Below are 20,221 nucleotides of genomic sequence, written 5' to 3' on the forward strand. Positions count from 1 at the left end.
CCTCCTAGTACACTGTTTCTTTGAAGATAAACCCAGTATCGAGAGGTCTGATGGCTGGCTGAATGTCTTCAATTTTTGCTAGTAAATCATCTTTCATGTCATCATACGCATCTTCTGATTCGTCAAAATATGTGTCGATTGCTTGACGATAAGCTTGCGTTACAGTCACCACGTATTCCGGTGTTTGCAGTACACCTTCAATTTTTAATGCATCAATGCCGGCTTCGAATAATTCACCGAGCTCATCGATTATGCACATATCATTTGGACTGAAAATATGCGTACCATTTGCATCCTCATAAATCGGATATTTATTGTTACGCTCATCATCATGAAGGAACATATTACGATTTTCCTTACGATTTTCAATTTCCATTACTTTATCTTGGTATAAGAAATAATGACCTAGTAATGGACGCTTCGATTGGAACATACAAGTCATACCATGTACTTGTACTTCAATTTCCATCTCCACATTTTCTTTAATTTCTACTACTTCATCTAAAGAAAGTTCACGTGCAAGAACAGCACGCATTGCACCACGTTTCCCCCAGTAATTAGCCGTAAACCAGTTTGTTGCTGTTGTTTCTGGATTCCAGTGCAGTGGAATTGTGACACCTTGCTCACGACGTACAATGATAACAGCAGGGTCACCGTAAATTAAACGGTCAACGCCAATTCGTTGCAGCTTTTTTAAATAGTCACCAAGTGCATCTATTTTTTCATTATGGAAAAGCGCATTCACTGCAACATATACTTTCTTACCAGCTGCATGAATAAGCTTTGTTGCTTCTTCTACTTCGCTGACAGAAAATTCTCCAGCAAGACGAAGGCCAAATTGTTGTTCACCAATGACAAAAGCGTCTGCTCCAGCTTCTAAAAGCGCTTTTACATGGTCCACCGTCTGCGGTGTTACAAGCAATTCAGGTTTTTTCATAGTAGTCACCTCTTCAAACATAATAATAAGCCATCACCGACAGGTAAAAATGCACTTGTGTAATCAGGATGATGCATAATCCAATCTGTGAAGTTTTTTAAATTTCGAATCATAGTGCGCTTACGACGCGGCACATCCTTTAAGTCCAAATCTGATAAGCCATGCATATACATATTATCGATATACAAAACTCCACCTGATTTCACAAGAGGCGCATACTTTTCAAAAAAACGTTGATATTGTCCTTTTGCTGCGTCAATAAACACTGCATCGAATACTGTATGAATTGCCTCATCATCTACTTCTAAGGCATCCCCCTCAATCACTGTAATTCGATTTGCATCAGTGGAACGAGCAATATAATCTTTCGCTTTCGTAACCCGGTCTACATCACGCTCAATTGTAACGATTTGCACATTTGGCAAAGCTTCTGCCATACGCAAAGCCGAATAACCGATTGCCGTACCAATTTCTAAAATCTTTGACGGATTTTGAATCCGTAGCAACTGGTTCAGTGCGTCTATGCCTGCAAGTTGCATAATTGGTACATGATTATCCTTCGCATATGCTTCCATTTCTAAAAGCAAATCATTACGTGGTTGAATAAATGATTGTATATATGCATCCGATAATTCCATTGTTTTATTTACACCTCAATCAATCACACCTCAGCAAATAAACAACACGTCCAATTTTGGCGTGCATTTAGGCATGCTCGAACGGTCGGGTTAATGGTACTACAGGACTTGGCTTTGTTAGCGAAGTAGTACAAGTTTGTCATTGTTTCGGCCACTCCGCTTTCGATCAGAAAATTGTCTTATGAATATGACGATCTACGCTACCTTCCTAAATTCACTTCCATCAAAATCTATGCCATTTGCTGGGTGCTTTAACTTAATTCAGCTAAGGTTTGAAACCCCACTGAATCGAATACATCTTTTGACACTTATCCCCCATCTATTGAAGTTAGGGGATGCTGTAGCTGTCGTTCACTCTTACTAAAGCATGCTGTCGTAACATTAAAAGACCTGCTGAAATAAATTACATGCAACAAGAAAAACCTCATTGACCCTATTCATAATTCATCATCATTTACCTACAAAAAGAAAAAGACCAAACGTGATGTCTTGGTACTTTGCCATACAAAAATGAGCAATTGTTTTTTCGAGTATGCTCGAAACAATTGCCACCACGTATATATTGAATCAATTACACCTCAGCGTAATTGCGTCCAGATTATGAATTGTGTAAACATAATTCAATACTTGCAGAGTCTTCTATTGACGCTTCATTTTCACGTAACAAACAGCTGTGACATTTACCGGAGGCTTTAACTTTATTCAGCAGGCATTAAATAAGCCTGCATAATGCAAGTCGAAACCTGCTCTTTCACATAACCTTTAAGGTAACATTTTGTTGAATAATGTTAAAATCACAACTTATAATAGCATGAAAATAGAAGGAAAGCTATTTTTCTTTCCTTCTATTCTTCTTATTGCATATGCTTTTTTCTATTATGAGACGTAACTATTCCGCTTGACGTAAATACTTTTCGACCTTTTGTAAATGCTCATCATATGTTTTCGAGAAGTGGTTGACGCCTTCTTTATCAGCTAAGAAATAGAAATAATCAGTTTTGCTCGGATTTAAAGAGGCTTCAATCGATGTTTTACCAGCACCAGCAATTGGTCCAGGTGGTAAGCCTTTGTTTTTATATGTGTTATAGGCATTTTCGACTTCTAAATCCTCATATAAAACACGGTCTTTATGCGAACCAAGTGCATATAAAACAGTTGGGTCTGTTTGCAGTGGCATGCCCTCATCGATACGATTAAAGAATACACTTGCAATCGTTTCTCGATCTGTTTGAGCTGTTGCTTCCTCCTCCAGTAAAGAGGCGAATGTTAATAGCTGATGCACTGACATTTGTTTTTCTGTTAAAACATCACTGTAATTTTTCACAACATTATTCATAGCTGCTACCATTTCTTCTACAATGGATTCTAATGATGGTTTTTCTTCAAAGTATGAATACGTTGCAGGGAATAAATAGCCTTCTAAATCATAGCGAATATTTTCCGCTAGCACTGCATCTGTTACAAGTTCAGGATAGTTGGCCATCATTTGCTGAACAAATGTTTCACTTGTCACTAAATCCATAAATTCTTTTTGTGTATACGGCGTTTTCTTTTCAATAATTTTACCTATTTGTTCAAGTGTTAAGCCTTCTGGAACTGTCATTGCAAAGACTGGCGTACGATATACTTTCCCAGTTTTTAAACTCTCGATAAGCTCGTCCAATGTCATAGCTTGAGTTAAATCATAATTTCCTGCTTGGAATTGTGATTCATTTTTAAACTTGGCATAATACTTAAAAACGCTTGCATCTTTAATAATGCCTTTGTCTTCTAATAACGCCGAAATGGACCCTAAACTTGAGCCAATTGGTACTTCAACAGCAATTGTTTTTGTTGCATCAGGATCCATAGGCTTTAGTGCACTCTTCACATAGTTATAGCCAAAAAAACCGACAATCCCTAATACTAAGACAAAAACTATTGTTATAATAGCAACTATTTTTCTCACGATTTTTACCTCAGATTTTCTTTCTTGCATTTTTGAAAACATTTCTTGTTTTTTAGAACCGTTATCCACGGGTTTCCCCCCTATCACTATCCAATATCATACTAGAAATCAACTTTTACGACAAACAGAAATCGACAATACAGGAGAATTAGCACACATAAAAAAATCTGCTAACACTTTTGTCAGCAGATTACTACTTTTTCATAATTGAAAAGCACCTTGTTTTTCATCCATCAACAAGCCTTGTGCTAGCTGTGAAATGACCACATCGTCAGCAGGTGGATTGAAGCGGCTGCACTGTACATCTCGAAATAGGCGCTGTAATTTATTTGATTGGGAAATGCTACGCCCACCAACAATTTGCATAGCTTTTGTCACAATTTCAATCGCATTGTTACAAATCATATATTTTGCAATACTTACATCGTCCGCTAATTGCTCCTTGATAGCTGCATTTTGTTCTACCTGAGATGCAATGCTATAAAGTGTACGTCTGGCTGTTTGATATAACACTTCTATTTCGCCAATTTTTTGTTGTACGTGGCTAGCATGAGCAATCGTATTATTCAGACTGTATGAATAGGTATTTTTCGCAAACTCTATGGCATAGTCCCTTGCAGACCCTGCAATACCTAAATAGACAGCCGGAATTTCTAGTGAATAAACCCGACCATCTGCTAAAAAGCGATTCACTTCATTTGGGCGATGACGATATAATAATGCTTCATCAGGCACAAATGTGTCATGGAAAATAATATCATGACTACCTGTAGCACGCATGCCCATCGCATTCCACGTATTAATCATTTCTACCTGCTCATTTTTCGTTATTAGAAACTCTGCAGTTAAATTTTCTTCTTCTAAATAGGCGATAATCGTAAATTGCTGTAAGATGGGCGCTAACGAAGCAAAGGCCTTCTCACCTGTAATAATATAGCCACCATCCACTTTTTTAGCAGTCGTTCCAGGCAAGCTGCCACGTGAAATATTGCCCTTCCCTCGCTCACTATTTATAATATTCAGTAATGACCCTTCTTCTACAGCTTTTCGGCTCAGTTCTGCAAACACTGGTTCTGACCATGTTCTAGCCTCTCGGACATTTAAAAAGGTTAATAAATGCCACCCGACTGATAGTGCAGTTGAAGCATCCCCTCTAGCTAACTGCTCCTGTACTAATAACATTTCATAGAGTGAAATTTCATCCCCTCCATATTTTTTCGGCACCGTTAATCGGAAATAACCCGCCTCTTCTAAAATCTTAAAATGCTCAAATGGAAATTCTCCGCTTTCATCATAGCTAGCTGCTGTTTTTTCAATTTGCGTTGATAAGCCACGAGCATATTGTACAAGCTGTTGTTCACGTTCATTGCGAATAAAGACATCACTCATGTCGGTGTCACCTTACTTTTGACAAATCGATTTTCTGGTATTTTCAGCCCTAAATGCTCACGCAGCGTCGAGCCTATATAGTCTTTTCGAAAGATGCCGCGTTCTTGTAAAATAGGAATAACTTTTTCTACAAAGTCCTCTAAATCACGTGGCAATAATGGAAATTGCAACATAAAGCCATCTGCTGCATTCTCGTTAATCCAACGCTCCATTTCGTCGGCAATTTGAATAGGTGTCCCCACAAAGGCATCCCGACGGGCTGGGCCAAATAGACGTGCATATAAATCCCCGACCTTTAAATTTTCTTTTTTAATAATGTCTAAATGCTCATGGAAATGACTTTGAATACTGTTGACCTCCGGAAATTCCACTTCAATCGCAGGTGTATCTAACGAATACTTTGAAAAATCAACATTTCCCATATAACCCGAAACAAACTTCAAGCTCTCATAAGGATCTACTAAAGCTTGCAACTCATTGTACTTACGATTAGCTTCTTCCTCCGTATCACCGACAATTGGTGAAATCCCTTGCAATATAAGAAGTTCTTCTGCCGAACGACCAAATGGGGCAAGTTGTGCCTTTAAATTACGATAATGGTCCTTCGACTTTTCAATACCATCCCAGTGCACAAAAACTACTTCTGCTGTACGTGCGGCCAATTTTTGCCCAGGCTTTGACGCACCTGCTTCCACAATAACAGGCTGCCCCTGCACTGAACGAGCGATATTTAACGGTCCTTTTACCGATAAATAGTCCCCTTTGAAGGCTGTTTCATGTACCTTTTTTGGATCATAGAAAATGTTATTGTTCCGATCATAGACAAACGCATCATCTTCCCATGAATCCCATAATGATTGGACAACATCAATAAATTCCTCTGCGCGCTCGTATCGATGATCGTGCTCCCAATGTTTATCCCGACTAAAGTTTTGAGCAGTCTCACCTGTTGCGTCGGCCGTCGTTACTAAATTCCATGCAACGCGGCCATTACTTATATGGTCGATAGACATGAACTGTCTCGCTAACACATATGGTTCGCTATAAGTTGTCGATGCCGTTGCACCTAGACCAATTTTTGTCGTTGCTGCCGCTAAAGCTGTAATCTGAATGAGTGGGTCAAAACGATTTAAAATATGGGGATGCGATTCATGATTAATTGCTAAACTATCCGCGACAAAAGCAATATCAAATTTACCCTTCTCCGCAATCTGAGCCGCCTTTTGCAACGTTTGAATATCAATACTTGCATTTACTTGCCCTTTCGGATGTTTCCAAGCTGCAACATGCATCCCTGCTCCTATTAAATACAACGCTAACTTCAATTCCTTTTTCTCCGCCATTCATCCTCACTCCCTTTAATATGAATAAAACTTTTTCCATGAAGCTAATTCGTCCAATGGCATTTTGACAGGAACATAATTCCCCTTTGAAATATCTTTAATGAAATTTGCCGTTTTTTCACGTTGATAAATATCCACAATTTTTTTCAATGTTGCATTGTCTTGGTCTTCTGCCTTGGCCACTATCACATTAATAAATGGCTTTGCAGTCTCACTCTCATGAATAATGGCATCCGTTAAAAGCAAGCCCGCTTCTACTGCCACACCATTATTTATAACTGCAAAATCAGCATCCTCCATAACACGTGGTGTTGTTGCCCCCTCTACAGGTAGGATCGTTAAATTTTTCGGATTATCTTTAATACGGTCCTCTCCACCATTGCCATCAAAATCTTCAGTAACCGACAGTAAATCGTATTCTTGCAGTAATAACAGCGCACGTCCCCAGTTCGATGGATCATTTGGTACCGCAATTTTTGCTCCTTCTTTGATATCCGTTAATGCGCTATATTTGTTAGAATATAAACCAATGGGCGCCATAATTGTAGTACCTATCGCCTGTAAATCTGTATTATTATTCGTATTAAATAAGTTTAAGTATGCTACATGCTGAAAAGCATTAATATCCACTTCATCCTCTGCTAATGCTTGGTTTGGGTCAAATTGGGCAGAGAATGTAACGAGTTCGAGCTCAAGATTTTCCTTCGCCGCTTGTTCTTTGATATACTCCCATGTTTTCAGTTCAGAGCTGCGAATACCGACTTTTACGACATCCTTTTCTTCGGCTTTTGCACATGCTACAAGCAAAAATAGTAGCGTAAGCAATCCTATGAGATATTGCGTTTTTTTCATTGTAGTACTTCCCTTCTATGACACTCTTCGTAGTTTTCTTTCAAAGCTATTGCCGATACTTTGAATAATTTGAACGAGCACCACTAAAATAACAACCGTTACTAAAATTGTGACATTATCAAAGCGTTGATAGCCGTAAGTAATGGCTACATCACCAAGACCACCGCCACCTACTGCTCCTGCCATTGCTGTCGCCCCTATCAAGCCGATAGTTGCCGTCGTGACACTTAAAATCAATGATGGGAAAGCTTCAGGCAATAAAAATTTACCAATAATTTGGAACGGAGAGGCTCCCATTGCCTTTGCTGCTTCAATGATGCCTTCATCCACTTCAAGCAAAGAATTTTCTATCAATCTTGAAATATACGGCCCGATATGCAAAACAAGCGGTACGATTGCTGCTGTTGTACCAATGGCCGTCCCAACTATTAAACGTGTAAATGGAATAATGGCAACAAGTAAAATAATAAATGGAATGGAGCGCAGCGTATTTACTATAGGATTCACGATAGAAAAGATAATTTTATGTTCCAAAATATGTCCTTTTCTTGTCACAACTAATGTAATGCCTAAGATAAATCCTAAGACCGCTCCAAAAAATAACGAGATACTAACCATGTACAGCGTATCCAACACTGCGTCGATAATGATTTGTGAGCTCACCTTCATGTGCACTGACCTCCTCAACCTGTATATTTTTGTTTTGAATATAGACAAATGCCTTTTGAATTTCTGCCTCAGGGCCAACGAGTTCAACGATTAAATTACCAAAGGGTATACCTTGTAGCTCAGTAATATTGCCAAACAGTACATTGACATCGACATTGAATTTTTTCGCTACCTGTGATACTACTGGTTGCCCTACATCCACCCCAATAAATTTCATGTTATAAACGCGTTTCGATCCATTTTTCACTTTAAGTTGCTCATAAATTGATTGAGGAATGTCCTCACGAACGACCGATTGTACAAAGTTTTTCGTTGTATCTTCCTTTGGTGCAGAAAATAGTTCAAGCACATTCCCTTCTTCAATAATGTCACCATTTTCCATGACCGCAACGCGATTACAGATGTCGCGTATCACTTCCATTTCATGTGTAATCATTAAAATCGTAATACCAAACTCAACATTGACACGCTTCAATAGCTCTAAAATAGACTTTGTCGTTTGTGGATCAAGTGCAGATGTTGCTTCATCACACAATAAAATTTTTGGCTTTGTCACCAGCGCACGCGCGATTCCAACCCGTTGCTTTTGTCCACCAGATAATTCGTCTATATAACGATTGGCTTTATCTTCTAAGCCAACGAATGTTAGTACTTCACGTACTTGTATTTCAATAATTGATTTTTTGGCACTGCTCAACACCAATGGCATCGCCACATTTTCAAAAACTGTTTTAGAATTGAGCAGATTGAAGTGTTGGAAAATCATCCCGATTTTTTTCTTTTCCTCTCGTAATTGCTTTTTACTTAATGTTGTAAGATTTATGCCATTAACAAGTACCTGACCTGATGTAGGTTCTTCCAATAAATTCACTGTTCTTAATAAGGTACTTTTACCAGCACCACTAAAACCAATAACACCAAATATATCTCCTTTTTGTACCGTTAAATTGATGTGATTTAAGGCCTTAACTGTGGATTGACCCACCTGAAATTCCTTCGTCGTTGAGATGAATTCAATCATGCACATTCTCCTCCTTGTCAGTGAATTTAGTGTCTTGATAATTGTGCTATACGACCGTTAAAATACTGGAACGACAGCACCTTTATAGTGTTCTTCAAAAAACTTACGTGCCTTATCACTTGTTAACCATTTGACAACTATTTGAATGGCAGCATCATCTTCTTTTTCTTTAGTCGTGGCGATAATATTGACATACGGTGATTCTGGTCCTTCAATGATGAGTGCATCCTCTATTGGGTTATACCCTCCCTCTAAGGCATAGTTGGTATTTATGGCAGAGGCGACTACATCATCTAGTGAACGAACTAATAAAAGGGAATCCACTCCGATAAATTGAATATTTTTTTCGTTTTTTGTTATGTCCTCGATTGTAAAATCATTCTTCTTTGCATCATCTAATTCAATAAGACCATTACTCTCAAACAATAGTAATGCACGGGAAAAATTGACTACATCATTTGGTACTGCTACCTCTGCATTCTGTGGTAAATCATTTATGCTATCGATTGTTTTTGAGTACAAACCAAATGGTTCAATGTGTATACCTCCTACACTTACTAAATCTAAATTACTTTCTTTATTTGTTTGCTCTAAAAATGGGATATGCTGAAAATAATTGAAATCCAATTCACCGTCCGCTGTTTGTTGATTTGTTTGTACAGCATCTTTTAAAATGTAAATTTCTAATTTCACACCCTCATTTGCGATATCGTCAGATAAGTATTCCAGCACTTCTGCATGTGGTACACTTGCTGCCCCTACTTTTAAAGTGACCGTGTCATCCTTACTTGCCTCACCTGATTCAGCACAACCTGCTAATACGCTCATCACGAACGCACCGACCAACAATACCCATAATTTCCTCACCCTTATATCCTCCTTTGTAAATATATTTACTTGGTTTTATAATAAAATAAAAATCGTAAAATTTATAACGGATGAAGTTTTTCTCAAATGACCAAATTATTTGAAATTTCATATTTTTATTTAAAATAAATCTTATCTGTTTACTAATGATTGGTCAATGCCATTTTTTCTTGTTTTTTCCCTCTAATCATAAAAATCGTAAAATAAAAATCGTAAAAAGCAATTATTTGCTCGATAAAGACAAATAGTCACTATTAAATACATGTTTTTTATTATTAGATAAAAAACTTTTAAACATCCGATAGAAATTTTCAATTAGGCTTTCGAATACAAAAATCCAATAAAGTGAAACTTCAATCAGTGGGGGTTTTCTTCATCCCCCACTGATTGTTAGTTGAACCAATCGGGCTAATACGGTCAGTTGATCGCGCACCTAGTTGATTCGTTTTCATCTTTCCACTTGAGGTGGGCGTCTTACTGACCGTTGATACGGGATAAAAAAACTCCGAATAGCATGTCGCCACTCAGAGTTTCATTTATAATTCGTTTAATACATCTTCCACAACTGTCCATTCTTCGTCTGTTTCAATTGGTAGTAATTCCTCAATAATGCCGTCCTTACCAGGTACATATTGCGCAGCAAAAATATCTCGTTCCTCAAATGGCTCGTCCGTTGCAGGCACGTAGAGTACATACGACTTACCAAATTGTTCTAGCGCAAACGTATGAATTACCTCACATACTTGATCATTGCCCTCTTCATCTGTCACAGTAATCAATTGTGGTTCTTCTTCAAATTCTTCAAGAAGCGTTAAGACAACTTCATTAATCATTTCCCATTCTGCTTCTGTGTCAACAGGCTGTAAATTTGTCATGTCGCCATTGTTATCATCATAATCGAATGTCATGGCCGAAATATCACCAGGAATTTCATGGCCCTCTGCATCAATTAGCGAAAACAGTACATATGATTTTTCCTCTGCATCAAAAGTAAAGACTACACGGCATTTTTGCTCCTTGCCATCCTCACCCATTATCATAAACTCTTGTGTTTCCTCGTTCATTCGAAAATCCCTCCTTATTTATATCAAATGCTTTAGCATCTTTACGTCCAGATTTCATATTTATCTTAGACTATTTTTTGCAGTCAGTAGAAGTTTATTTTCACTGAACACAGTAAAAAAGGAACAAGGACCGCACATTGCCATCCTTGTTCCCACACTTCAAATAGAAAAACGATTATTCTTCGTCTTCATCCTCTAAAGCGTTTAAAACGTTCTCCACCATATCCCATTCTGCTTCCGTTTCGATAGGTGTCAACTCACCATCTTCGCCGTTTTCAGATGGTACGAAAGAAGATACGAAGATTTCTACAGAACCTTCTTCATCTTCTTCAGCGCCTACCATTGCATAAAATACATATGATTTGCCAAATTCAGGAGACTCGTGTACGTGAATCACTTCACAAAGCTGCTCGTTTCCGTTTTCGTCAATTACAGTAATATGTTGTACATGTAATTCTTCTTCATGGTTATGCTCTTGTGCCATGTCTTTCACCTCATCAGTTAGTTTTTGCTATCTAAATAGCCTTGTAAAATCATCACAGCAGCCATCTTATCAATAACCTGCTTGCGTTTCTTGCGACTCACATCCGCTTCGATTAGCATGCGCTCGGCTGCCATCGTCGTTAAACGTTCGTCCCATAGCTTGACCGGTAGTGAAAATGTTTCTTCTAATAACTTTTTATAGTTTTCAGAAGCTTCACCACGGGGTCCTACCGTATTATTCATGTTTTTCGGGAACCCTACAACAAATTCAGTTATAGTATATTCCTTCACTAGCTCGGCTAAACGGTCGATGCCGAACACGCCATTTGCTTCATCAATTTTTACGGTTTCAATACCTTGTGCCGTCCAGCCTAGTGCATCACTAATTGCAACGCCAACTGTTTTTGACCCAACGTCTAATCCCATAATTCTCATTTCTAGTCCTCGTTATTCTTTTTGATATAAAATTTAACAAGCTCTTCTAGAATTTCGTCACGCTCAAGCTTGCGAATTAAATTACGAGCATCCTGATGGCGAGGAATATACGCCGGATCACCAGAAAGTAAGTAACCGACAATCTGATTGATAGGATTATATCCCTTTTCCTCTAATGAAGAATGTACTTTCAACATTACCTGCTTGACTTCCTGTTCCATTGACTCTTCTGGAAAATTAAATTTCATCGTTTGATCAAATGAACTCATGACCAGCACCTCGCTTTCAGAAATAAGGAGATGTGCAAAGAAGCTCATCCCCGATTTCTCTTTATTATAACCGATTTGGCGAATTAATTAAATGGATTTAACGTAATCATACACAGAAAGTAGCGCTTCATCAAGTTTTGATGCATCTTTTGCACCTGCCATCGCCATATCCGGACGACCCCCACCTTTACCACCACAAGCTTCCGCTACCATTTTCACGATATTTCCAGCGTGATAGTTTCCGCCAACTAAATCTTTTGTTACGCCAGCACAAAGCATCACTTTATCGCCATCACTAGCACCTAAAACGACAATAGCTTTAGTCATTTTTACTTTTAAATCATCCATCATTTGACGTAATTGATTATTATCCTTCGCTTCTACTTTAGTAGATAGGACGATTACATCACCAATTGTTTGTGCTGCGTCCACGATTGCCCCTGCTTGTGCGTTGGCAATTTTTTGTGATAATGCTTCATTATCACGTTGTAATTCTTTAAAGTCCGCTTGTAGTGCTTGTACTTTTGTCACAATATCTTTTGGATTCGCTTTTAACAACGCTGCTGCGCCGTTTAAGTACGCCTCTTCTTCTTTTACAGCTTCGTAAGCAACTTTACCAGTAACTGCCTCGATTCGACGAGTACCTGCACCAATACCGCCTTCAGAAACGATTTTGAAGAAACCAATTTCAGAAGAGCGTTTTACGTGAAGACCACCGCAAAGCTCAATAGAGTAGTCACCAATGGATACAACGCGTACGACATCGCCGTATTTTTCTCCGAATAATGCCATTGCTCCCATTGCTTTTGCTTCATCAATACCTTTTTCTTCAATCACGACTTCAATATCATCCCACACTTTTTCGTTTACAATACGTTCAATTTGCTGTAATTCTTCTTTTGTTACTTGGCCGAAGTGAGAGAAGTCAAAACGCAAACGATCAGGACCAACATATGAACCAGCTTGATTTACATGATCACCTAATACGTCTTTCAACGCACGTTGCATAATATGTGTAGCTGTATGGTTTTTAATAATTAGATTACGCTCATCACGATTGACTACCGCTTTTACTGCATCTTCAACATGCATTTCACCAGATTCCACAATTACAGTATGCAACGGTTGTCCATTAGGCGCTTTTTGAACATCCTTGACAATTGCAGTGAAGCTATCATTAGAAATGACACCACTGTCAGCAATTTGTCCACCCATTTCAGCGTAGAATGGTGTTTTTGCTAATACAACGAACGCTTCTTGGCCTTCAGAAGCCACTTTTGCCACTTGGCCGTTAACAATGATTGCCGCAACTACTGAATCTACAGACAATGTATCGTAACCAACGAATTCACTTGCCACGGTTAAGTTTGCTAGTACTTCATTTTGTACTTGCATGGAGTCTACATCTTGACGAGCTGCACGTGCACGCTCACGTTGTTGTTCCATTGCAACCTCGAATCCTTCATGGTCAACTTTCATGCCCACTTCTTCTGCATATTCTTCTGTTAGTTCAATTGGGAAACCATATGTGTCATATAAACGGAATGCATCTGCACCAGGAATATAATCATGGCCCACTGATTTTTGAGCTTCAACGACATCGTTAAAGATTGCTAAGCCGCCATCTAATGTTTCGTGGAAGCGAATTTCCTCATTTTTAATAACACGTTGGATAAATTCACATTTCTCTGTTACTTCAGGGTAGAAATCAACCATAACCTCACCCACGGTTGGAACTAATTCAAACATAAATGGTTTCTCGATACCAATTTGTTTTGCATAGCGAACGGCACGACGTAGTAAACGACGTAAAACATAGCCGCGACCTTCGTTGGAAGGAAGTGCACCATCACCTATTGCAAACGCGACTGTACGAATATGGTCAGCAATGACTTTGAACGGTGTGTTAATGTCTTCCTCAGATCCGAAGATTTCACTTAATTCTACTTCAGCTGGACGTTTATATTGACGGTTTGCTAATTGTTCAATTTTTTCAATAATCGGCATGAATAAATCCGTATCAAAGTTTGTTGGGACGTTTTGTACCACTGATACAATACGCTCTAGTCCCATACCTGTATCAATATTTTGCTTTGGTAGTGGTGTATATGTGCCATCAGGATTATGGTTGAATTGAGAGAACACCAAGTTCCAAATTTCAAGATAGCGCTCATTTTCACCACCAGGATACATTTCTGGATCATTTTCATCTGAGCCATACTCTTCTCCACGATCATAGAAAATTTCAGAGTTCGGACCGGATGGACCTTCTCCAATATCCCAAAAGTTCCCTTCTAAACGGATTAAACGCTCTTCTGGAATGCCAATTTCGTTATGCCATACATCATAGGCTTCTTGGTCTTCTGGGTGTATTGTAATTGATAAAAGTTCTGGATTAAAGCCCATCCATTTTTTATCTGTTAAAAATTCCCACGCGTAATGAATAGATTCTTTTTTGAAATAGTCACCGATTGAGAAGTTTCCAAGCATTTCAAAGAATGTATGGTGACGAGCTGTTTTCCCGACGTTTTCTATATCGTTTGTACGGATTGATTTTTGTGCATTTGTAATACGTGGATTGTCAGGAATAATACGACCATCAAAATAAGGTTTTAGTGTTGCAACACCTGAGTTAATCCATAATAACGATGGGTCATTGATTGGCACAAGTGGTGCTGACGGCTCATGATGATGTCCTTTTTCTTTAAAAAATTCTAAATACAAACGTCGAATTTCTGCTGCTTTCATGTGGAAAGTTCCTCCTCTTATCTACGTAAAATTACGAGATGAATCCGCAAAATAAACAAAAAAAGTCCTCATCCCAAAAAAGGGACGAGGACTTGTTATTATCTCGCGGTACCACCCTAGTTGTAAGTATAACCTACTTACCTCTCAAGCACTTGTAACGTAAGTGAACGGCAGTGATTAACTGCACTCTGGAGTAGCTTTCGGCATTTGTTAGTCGTGAGGATTTTTCCAGCCTAGAAATCCCTTTCTTGTCCACGTACAAATACGTACTTGTTCCATCATCGTTTTTACTATTATACAGTAAATTATAAAAAAGATTGCAAAGAGTGTCAACGTTCATCTTATTATAAACTAAATACCGCTCAAAGGAATTGCTGTGAAGATTTTCTATACACAATACTAAATATATTGAATAGCAAAAATACTGTAATCAACATCCATTTTTAGAACGATACGCTCCCCTTTGAAATCTTCTATGCACTGTTAATTTAGCTTTCACTTGCCATCTTTTCAAGCCACTCTTTTATATTTAGTTCGATAACTCCAAAAGTTCCTTTTTCTTTTCATATCCTACGGAATCCATTCAGGGAGTACAATTTTGTCAAAGCACAATTATAGTCTATCCCAACAGTGAAGCGTTCATTTCTTGAATTTGAAATCTTCTTTATAGACCCTATAATTTTATGCCCATCGCCAATCTAAACGTTCCCAAAATATACATTTTTTATCAATGAAAAAATAAGTTATACTTAAAATAGTATCGTGCTATAAAGATACACTATAACAAGGAGAGGATTATTATGCACAAGCAGAAACATATGACAACAATGACGATTGGAAAAAAATTAGGCTTAACTTTTTTCTTTGCACTTATCATTCCGAGCCTACTCATTGCTATAACGTCGTATTCAGTCGCAAGAAATGAAATAAACGATACGATGCATACAAGTGCCTCACAAAATGTTGCGGTTGTCGATGAATTTATCAACAAACATATCCAACCGATTGTAGAAGATGTGACTTACTTTGGCAACTCACTAACAGAGGGCACTATCTCTCAAGAAGAACGCGCTATCCTCCTACAAAGCATGCAGCAATATTTCGATACGAGTAAAGGGCTTGTTTCCTCATTTATTGGTACTGGAAATGGAGAGATGATTCAAGTTCCTAATCTCGGATTATCTGGAAAAAAAGATTTCGATCCACGTACACGGGATTGGTACACGAACGCCATTGAAGCACAAGGAGAAGTTGTTATATCTGATCCGCACGAATCTGCTTCAACAGGAGACTGGGTTGTGACGATTTCCAAAAAATTTAAAAATGCCGATGGTGTATTTGCCGTCAATCTTAAAATGGAAGAGCTAGCAAATTTAATTGGTACCATACATATTGGAAATGAAGGTTATGCTTTTTTAATAAGTCGTAATCAAGCAATTATTTCACACCCAACAATTGAGGTTGGTACAGATATTTCAGATGAATCTTGGGCATCAGCGATGTTAGAGGGCACAGACAACTTTATTAACTACCGATTAGATAATGAAGAAAAGCAAATGCTTGTTCAACAAAATGCATTAACCGGATGGCATGTAGGTGGGGCGATGTCAGAAAGTGAAATATCTAATGCGACAAAACCTATATTTATTTCTACACTCATCGTTGTATGTCTTTCTATAGCCGTATTCGGTGTCATTTTATATGTCATAATCCGTACAATTACACGCTCACTAGGCTCTATGATCAATGCAGCTAAAACGATGAGTGCAGGTGATTTACGTGCTAAAGTCATCAGCAAGAAAAAAGATGAAATCGGCGTTCTCGGAAAAGCCTTCCAAAAAATGAGCGATTCACTGCGCGATGTATTATCACATATTCACGAAAAATCAACTTCACTACTTGCTTCCTCAGAGGAATTAAGTGCGGTTACAGACGAAAACTCACGTGCTACAGAACGGGTGTCACAAGCTGCCATCGCCGTTTCTGAAGGTATCGACAAGCAAAATGCCAAATTAGTAGCAAGCTTTGATACACTAGAGCAAGTTTCAAATGACATTCATCAAATTTACGAAAATACAAATATCTTAACGCAAAAAGCTGAAAAAGCTGAAGCAACTGCTGATATAGGTCAAAATGTCGTTGCATCTACTCAAAAACAAATGAGAACAATCGAGGGCAAAATTAACGAGCTTTCAACCGACATTACAACCGTGAATACGTATGTCAAAGAAATTGACGAAATTTTGGCAGTTATTACATCCATATCTGAGCAAACGAATTTGTTGGCACTAAATGCTGCCATTGAAGCAGCACGTGCAGGTGAGCATGGTAAGGGCTTTGCAGTTGTAGCAGATGAAGTTCGAAAGTTAGCCGAACAAACGAACCAATCCTCCTCACAAGTTCGTCAAATAATTACCGCTATTCAACGTGAGGCTTCAAAACTAGCAACATCAATGGATACAAGCCATAGCGAAGTTACTAAAGGATTACAAATGTTTACACAAACTGAAGAGAACTTCCATGAAATGAAAACATTCATTGAAGAAATTAATGATCAGCTCCATGACGTATTAGATAAATCAAAAACGATATCTACAAATAGTCATCAAGTAGTAGGCGATATGAAAGTGATAGAAGACATTTCACTTTCTTCAAAAGATGAGGTAGAGGCAATGGCACAGGCGACTGTTAAACAAGCATCTGCTATGCAAGAAATCGCTGCGACTGCTGAAGCACTAGAAAAATACGCAGAGGAATTGCAAGAAGAAGTACGTACATTTACGCTATAAGTAAAAGAGCAAGAGAAATCACTACCGACTTCTCTTGCTCTTTTGCACTTAATATAATCAAATCTTTTCCTCACTTAGTCAAATGATAACCTGCAAAATCAATCGTGTTTTACGGGCTACAATTATTTAATTTTCACTTAAAAAATCTTCCACTCGCTTCACTAAATATTCCCTATTATAAGATTGGTAAAGCATGCTCGATAAGCGTACAGGATCTCCGAAAAAATAGCGTTCATATAGTGTTTGCCTTGTGCCGAAACTACTCATTGTTAAATCCCAGGCAAGACGGAATTTTTTCACACGTTCCTCCCCACCATCACGGGACGATTGTAAATAATGTTCTAAGTCACCATCATCTGCTGCAAATGCTTTTTCACTTGGAATGGACATTAATCCACTTGCCCCGAGCAACTGGATTATTTCCGTAAAGGTAGGATATACTTTAGGGAAAATTTGAATAGCGACTTGCAATGTTGGGTGATCGGGTCTAATAAAGCCAAACGCATCTCGCTTTGCATCTATTTCAGATTTTAACAGCAGGGCCTTCAGCGTTTCTAGTGTAACAATGACTTCTACAACCTTTTGCTGAACATGCTGATAGTCACCAATATTTATCGTATCCACAATGGACTGCACAACACCTAATACAAATTCAGTCTTTGCAATCTGGCGTGACAACACTTGATGTAAAGTGAAGGCTTGGAAACCACTAACATTCATAAAGTTATTAGCGACTTCCACATTTTCAAAATAAAACACGCGTTCCCATGGTACTGTTACATTATCAAAGACGACAATAGCATCCATTTCTTCAAAGCGAGCACTTAGTGGATTATCAAAAGTTGATTCACCACCTACAAATGACTGTCTACATAAAAATTTCAACCCTTTCGTATTACTTGGAATCGAGAAACCAAAACCTTTTCCTTCGTCATAGCCATTTGTCGATAATACAAGGAGCTCATCTGTAATTCCTCCTTGTGTCGCAAGCAATCTTGCCCCTTTAATAACTAAACCTTTAGCCGTTTTCTCCACAATTTTAGCTGCAATCGTTAATTCTTCATCTTCATAATAAAATCTTTTTCTATTTACTTGTGGCTCAATAAATGTATGAGTCATTGTCAGATCATGCTCGCGGGCATATTCATAAAAGTTAAGCAGATGATCAGGAAAACAATTAGGTTTATCTTTTAGATACTCCGCAGCCGATGCTAGAGCCATTAGCGTTGTATTCATATAATCAGGACTTCTTCCCATAAATCCATGACTACTTAAAGCCCACTCCCGAGCTGCATGACGTCTTTTCACCAAATCTTCAGTGGTCACAGCTTGAAGGAAAGACATACCCACCCGCTGCTTACTCGTTGGTGACACATAAGTCATCTTATCATGAAACACCTCATCATATTGCAAATCAAAGAGCTTCGCCTGACTCTGTATCACACCTTTGAATGCTGGATGCTCCGAAATCTTGCCCTTAATAATTTCTCCATCTAACGAAATATACGTTTGCAATGCATCTATACGATTAATATATTGCTGTCCTGTAATTGCTGGCATACATTCACCCCTAATTGTTACCTATGTTTTTATACTTATTAATATATGTTTTTCCGCCACGATCTGTTCCAAGATAACTCAAACTGTATTACATCAATTCATCAAAAACAATTAACTGTACTACTTTTTAAATACAGATAAAAATTTGATAATTGCCATTATTTATCAGTCACATTAGAAGAAAACGTTTCCAGTAAGCACTTTTAAAACAAGTTCATTTTTGCGTCACATTCATCTAAAAATCTTTTTCTATTAGTACAAGCTCGCTAGATTTTTAGTACAGGAGGGTGTATGCTAACATCGTAAACAAAATAAATACACTATTCACCCAAAAAAGGAGAAAATATACATGAATTCTCAAATCATTTCCTACGTAGCTAAAATGGAAGCTGCTTTAATGAACAAAATGGAGGATCACAACGAAGAGAACTTGTTATTCTCTATCGCTTCCAACTTCATTGCTGAAGAAAAAGATCAATTCAAAAATGTTTGCCAAGCATATGAAGTTGTCAAACATCACTTAATTGGCTTTCACTAATTTCTTGTATTCTGAACATGGCTAACATCTACTACTGCACCAAACCCGCATCTTATCACGAGGATGCGGGTTTATTTGTGTGATATAGACATATTAAAAAGTAACAGAAAACAGGTCCGTAAAAAGCCACTTCCTTTCCCCCTCTCTATAAAGGTATCAAGGAATTGCAGACCCACCAGAGAAATCCGAAAAGGCAAACAGATAAATAGAGGCACTGACCGTATAAATCACCACACTTTTTGTAAAAAATCGAGTAGGAGGGAGTGATTAACTCCCGACCTCTCACACCACCGTACGTACGGTTCCGTATACGGCGGTTCAATTAAGATGAATAACGCAAAGTTTCGTAACGAACTTGCAGACTTTTCAGCCCTTGGCCATTCCAATAGGAATTGCCGAGGGTTCTGTGTAATATGGGGCTTTTTGAGATGCGCCAGTATCCTTTTCGGGTATTACCCCATTCGTACGCTTTTCCGTATGGAACTTTTAAACGAATGAGATTTCTGACTCTCGTTCGGGGTTTCTTCCAATTCTTCCAAAGGCACATTCGCAACCGCCTTTTAATCCAGCTGTCTAACCTGTTGAATATTGAAGGTGTGTCTGCGAGCGCAAAATATCCGCACCATCCTATTAAATATTGATTTAATTTCTCGATACGGTATTCCATTGAA

At 38.3% G+C, this 20,221-nt stretch carries 18 protein-coding genes, 1 pseudogene and 1 other annotated feature; of the genes and pseudogenes, 2 read left to right on the plus strand and 17 right to left on the minus strand.

Annotated elements, in window-relative coordinates:
- Positions 1–4: 4 nt before the first annotated feature.
- From H131_RS14700 to alaS, 15 genes and pseudogenes are all read right to left on the minus strand, one after another.
- Positions 5–937 carry a peptidase U32 family protein gene (locus H131_RS14700; RefSeq protein ID WP_010859967.1) on the minus strand — a complete coding sequence of 311 codons (933 nt, stop codon included), beginning with the start codon at positions 935–937 and terminating at the stop codon, positions 5–7.
- A 5-nt stretch (positions 938–942) separates the two neighbouring features.
- Positions 943–1,575: an O-methyltransferase gene (locus tag H131_RS14705; RefSeq protein WP_010859968.1), complete on the minus strand. Its 633-nt coding sequence runs from the start codon at positions 1,573–1,575 to the stop codon at positions 943–945.
- An 889-nt stretch (positions 1,576–2,464) separates the two neighbouring features.
- The gene (gene mltG, locus H131_RS14710) at positions 2,465–3,592 is read right to left on the minus strand and encodes an endolytic transglycosylase MltG (protein WP_010859969.1); all 1,128 of its coding nucleotides are present in this window, start codon (positions 3,590–3,592) and stop codon (positions 2,465–2,467) included.
- A 132-nt stretch (positions 3,593–3,724) separates the two neighbouring features.
- Positions 3,725–4,912, minus strand: coding sequence for an acyl-CoA dehydrogenase family protein (locus H131_RS14715; protein WP_010859970.1), 1,188 nt, complete (start codon positions 4,910–4,912; stop codon positions 3,725–3,727).
- A complete protein-coding gene (locus H131_RS14720; protein WP_010859971.1) occupies positions 4,909–6,255 on the minus strand; it encodes an LLM class flavin-dependent oxidoreductase in 1,347 nt (448 codons plus the stop codon). Before H131_RS14720 ends, H131_RS14715 begins: the two co-directional genes overlap by 4 nt.
- Positions 6,256–6,270: 15 nt before the next feature.
- Positions 6,271–7,107 (minus strand): MetQ/NlpA family ABC transporter substrate-binding protein, encoded by an 837-nt coding sequence (locus H131_RS14725; protein WP_010859972.1) that lies wholly within the window; start codon positions 7,105–7,107, stop codon positions 6,271–6,273.
- Positions 7,108–7,122: 15 nt separating this feature from the next.
- Complete coding sequence (locus tag H131_RS14730) at positions 7,123–7,776, minus strand: methionine ABC transporter permease (RefSeq protein WP_010859973.1); 654 nt, start codon at positions 7,774–7,776, stop codon at positions 7,123–7,125.
- Entirely contained in the window at positions 7,718–8,797 is a 1,080-nt protein-coding gene (locus H131_RS14735; RefSeq protein ID WP_010859974.1) for a methionine ABC transporter ATP-binding protein, read from the minus strand. The genes H131_RS14730 and H131_RS14735 overlap by 59 nt, the downstream gene beginning before the upstream one ends.
- A gap of 57 nt (positions 8,798–8,854) precedes the next feature.
- Positions 8,855–9,664: a MetQ/NlpA family ABC transporter substrate-binding protein gene (locus H131_RS14740; RefSeq protein ID WP_010859975.1), complete on the minus strand. Its 810-nt coding sequence runs from the start codon at positions 9,662–9,664 to the stop codon at positions 8,855–8,857.
- Positions 9,665–10,200: 536 nt separating this feature from the next.
- The gene (locus H131_RS25965) at positions 10,201–10,497 is read right to left on the minus strand and encodes a DUF1292 domain-containing protein (protein ID WP_329600453.1); all 297 of its coding nucleotides are present in this window, start codon (positions 10,495–10,497) and stop codon (positions 10,201–10,203) included.
- Positions 10,477–10,728 (minus strand): annotated as a pseudogene (locus H131_RS25970) (DUF1292 domain-containing protein); the annotation flags it as partial. The pseudogene H131_RS25970 and the gene H131_RS25965, both read right to left, overlap by 21 nt.
- A 175-nt stretch (positions 10,729–10,903) precedes the next feature.
- Positions 10,904–11,212, minus strand: a complete 309-nt coding sequence (locus H131_RS14750; protein WP_010859978.1) for a DUF1292 domain-containing protein — start codon at positions 11,210–11,212, stop codon at positions 10,904–10,906.
- A gap of 17 nt (positions 11,213–11,229) precedes the next feature.
- Positions 11,230–11,646, minus strand: coding sequence for a Holliday junction resolvase RuvX (ruvX, locus tag H131_RS14755; protein WP_010859979.1), 417 nt, complete (start codon positions 11,644–11,646; stop codon positions 11,230–11,232).
- 2 nt (positions 11,647–11,648) lie between these two features.
- Complete coding sequence (locus H131_RS14760) at positions 11,649–11,915, minus strand: IreB family regulatory phosphoprotein (RefSeq protein ID WP_004226839.1); 267 nt, start codon at positions 11,913–11,915, stop codon at positions 11,649–11,651.
- Positions 11,916–12,002: 87 nt separating this feature from the next.
- Positions 12,003–14,663 carry an alanine--tRNA ligase gene (gene alaS, locus H131_RS14765; protein WP_010859980.1) on the minus strand — a complete coding sequence of 887 codons (2,661 nt, stop codon included), beginning with the start codon at positions 14,661–14,663 and terminating at the stop codon, positions 12,003–12,005.
- A 77-nt stretch (positions 14,664–14,740) separates the two neighbouring features.
- Positions 14,741–14,954 (minus strand) — a binding site (T-box leader).
- A gap of 509 nt (positions 14,955–15,463) precedes the next feature.
- Here alaS and H131_RS14770 point away from each other — a divergent pair.
- On the plus strand, positions 15,464–17,452 hold the full coding sequence (locus tag H131_RS14770; RefSeq protein ID WP_010859981.1) for a methyl-accepting chemotaxis protein: 1,989 nt from the start codon (positions 15,464–15,466) through the stop codon (positions 17,450–17,452).
- Positions 17,453–17,578: 126 nt separating this feature from the next.
- On the opposite strand, the gene hpaB is transcribed toward H131_RS14770, so the two are convergent.
- Positions 17,579–19,012, minus strand: a complete 1,434-nt coding sequence (gene hpaB / locus H131_RS14775; RefSeq protein WP_010859982.1) for a 4-hydroxyphenylacetate 3-monooxygenase, oxygenase component — start codon at positions 19,010–19,012, stop codon at positions 17,579–17,581.
- 349 nt (positions 19,013–19,361) lie between these two features.
- Between hpaB and H131_RS14780 the strand changes: the two genes are divergently transcribed.
- Positions 19,362–19,550 carry a hypothetical protein gene (locus H131_RS14780; protein WP_010859983.1) on the plus strand — a complete coding sequence of 63 codons (189 nt, stop codon included), beginning with the start codon at positions 19,362–19,364 and terminating at the stop codon, positions 19,548–19,550.
- A gap of 322 nt (positions 19,551–19,872) precedes the next feature.
- Here H131_RS14780 and H131_RS23810 read toward each other — a convergent pair.
- Positions 19,873–20,221 (minus strand): group II intron maturase-specific domain-containing protein (locus H131_RS23810; protein WP_329600437.1); only part of this gene is annotated, 349 nt, incomplete at its 5' end.

Source organism: Lysinibacillus sphaericus OT4b.31, from assembly GCF_000392615.1.
Lineage (GTDB): Bacteria > Bacillota > Bacilli > Bacillales_A > Planococcaceae > Lysinibacillus > Lysinibacillus sphaericus_B.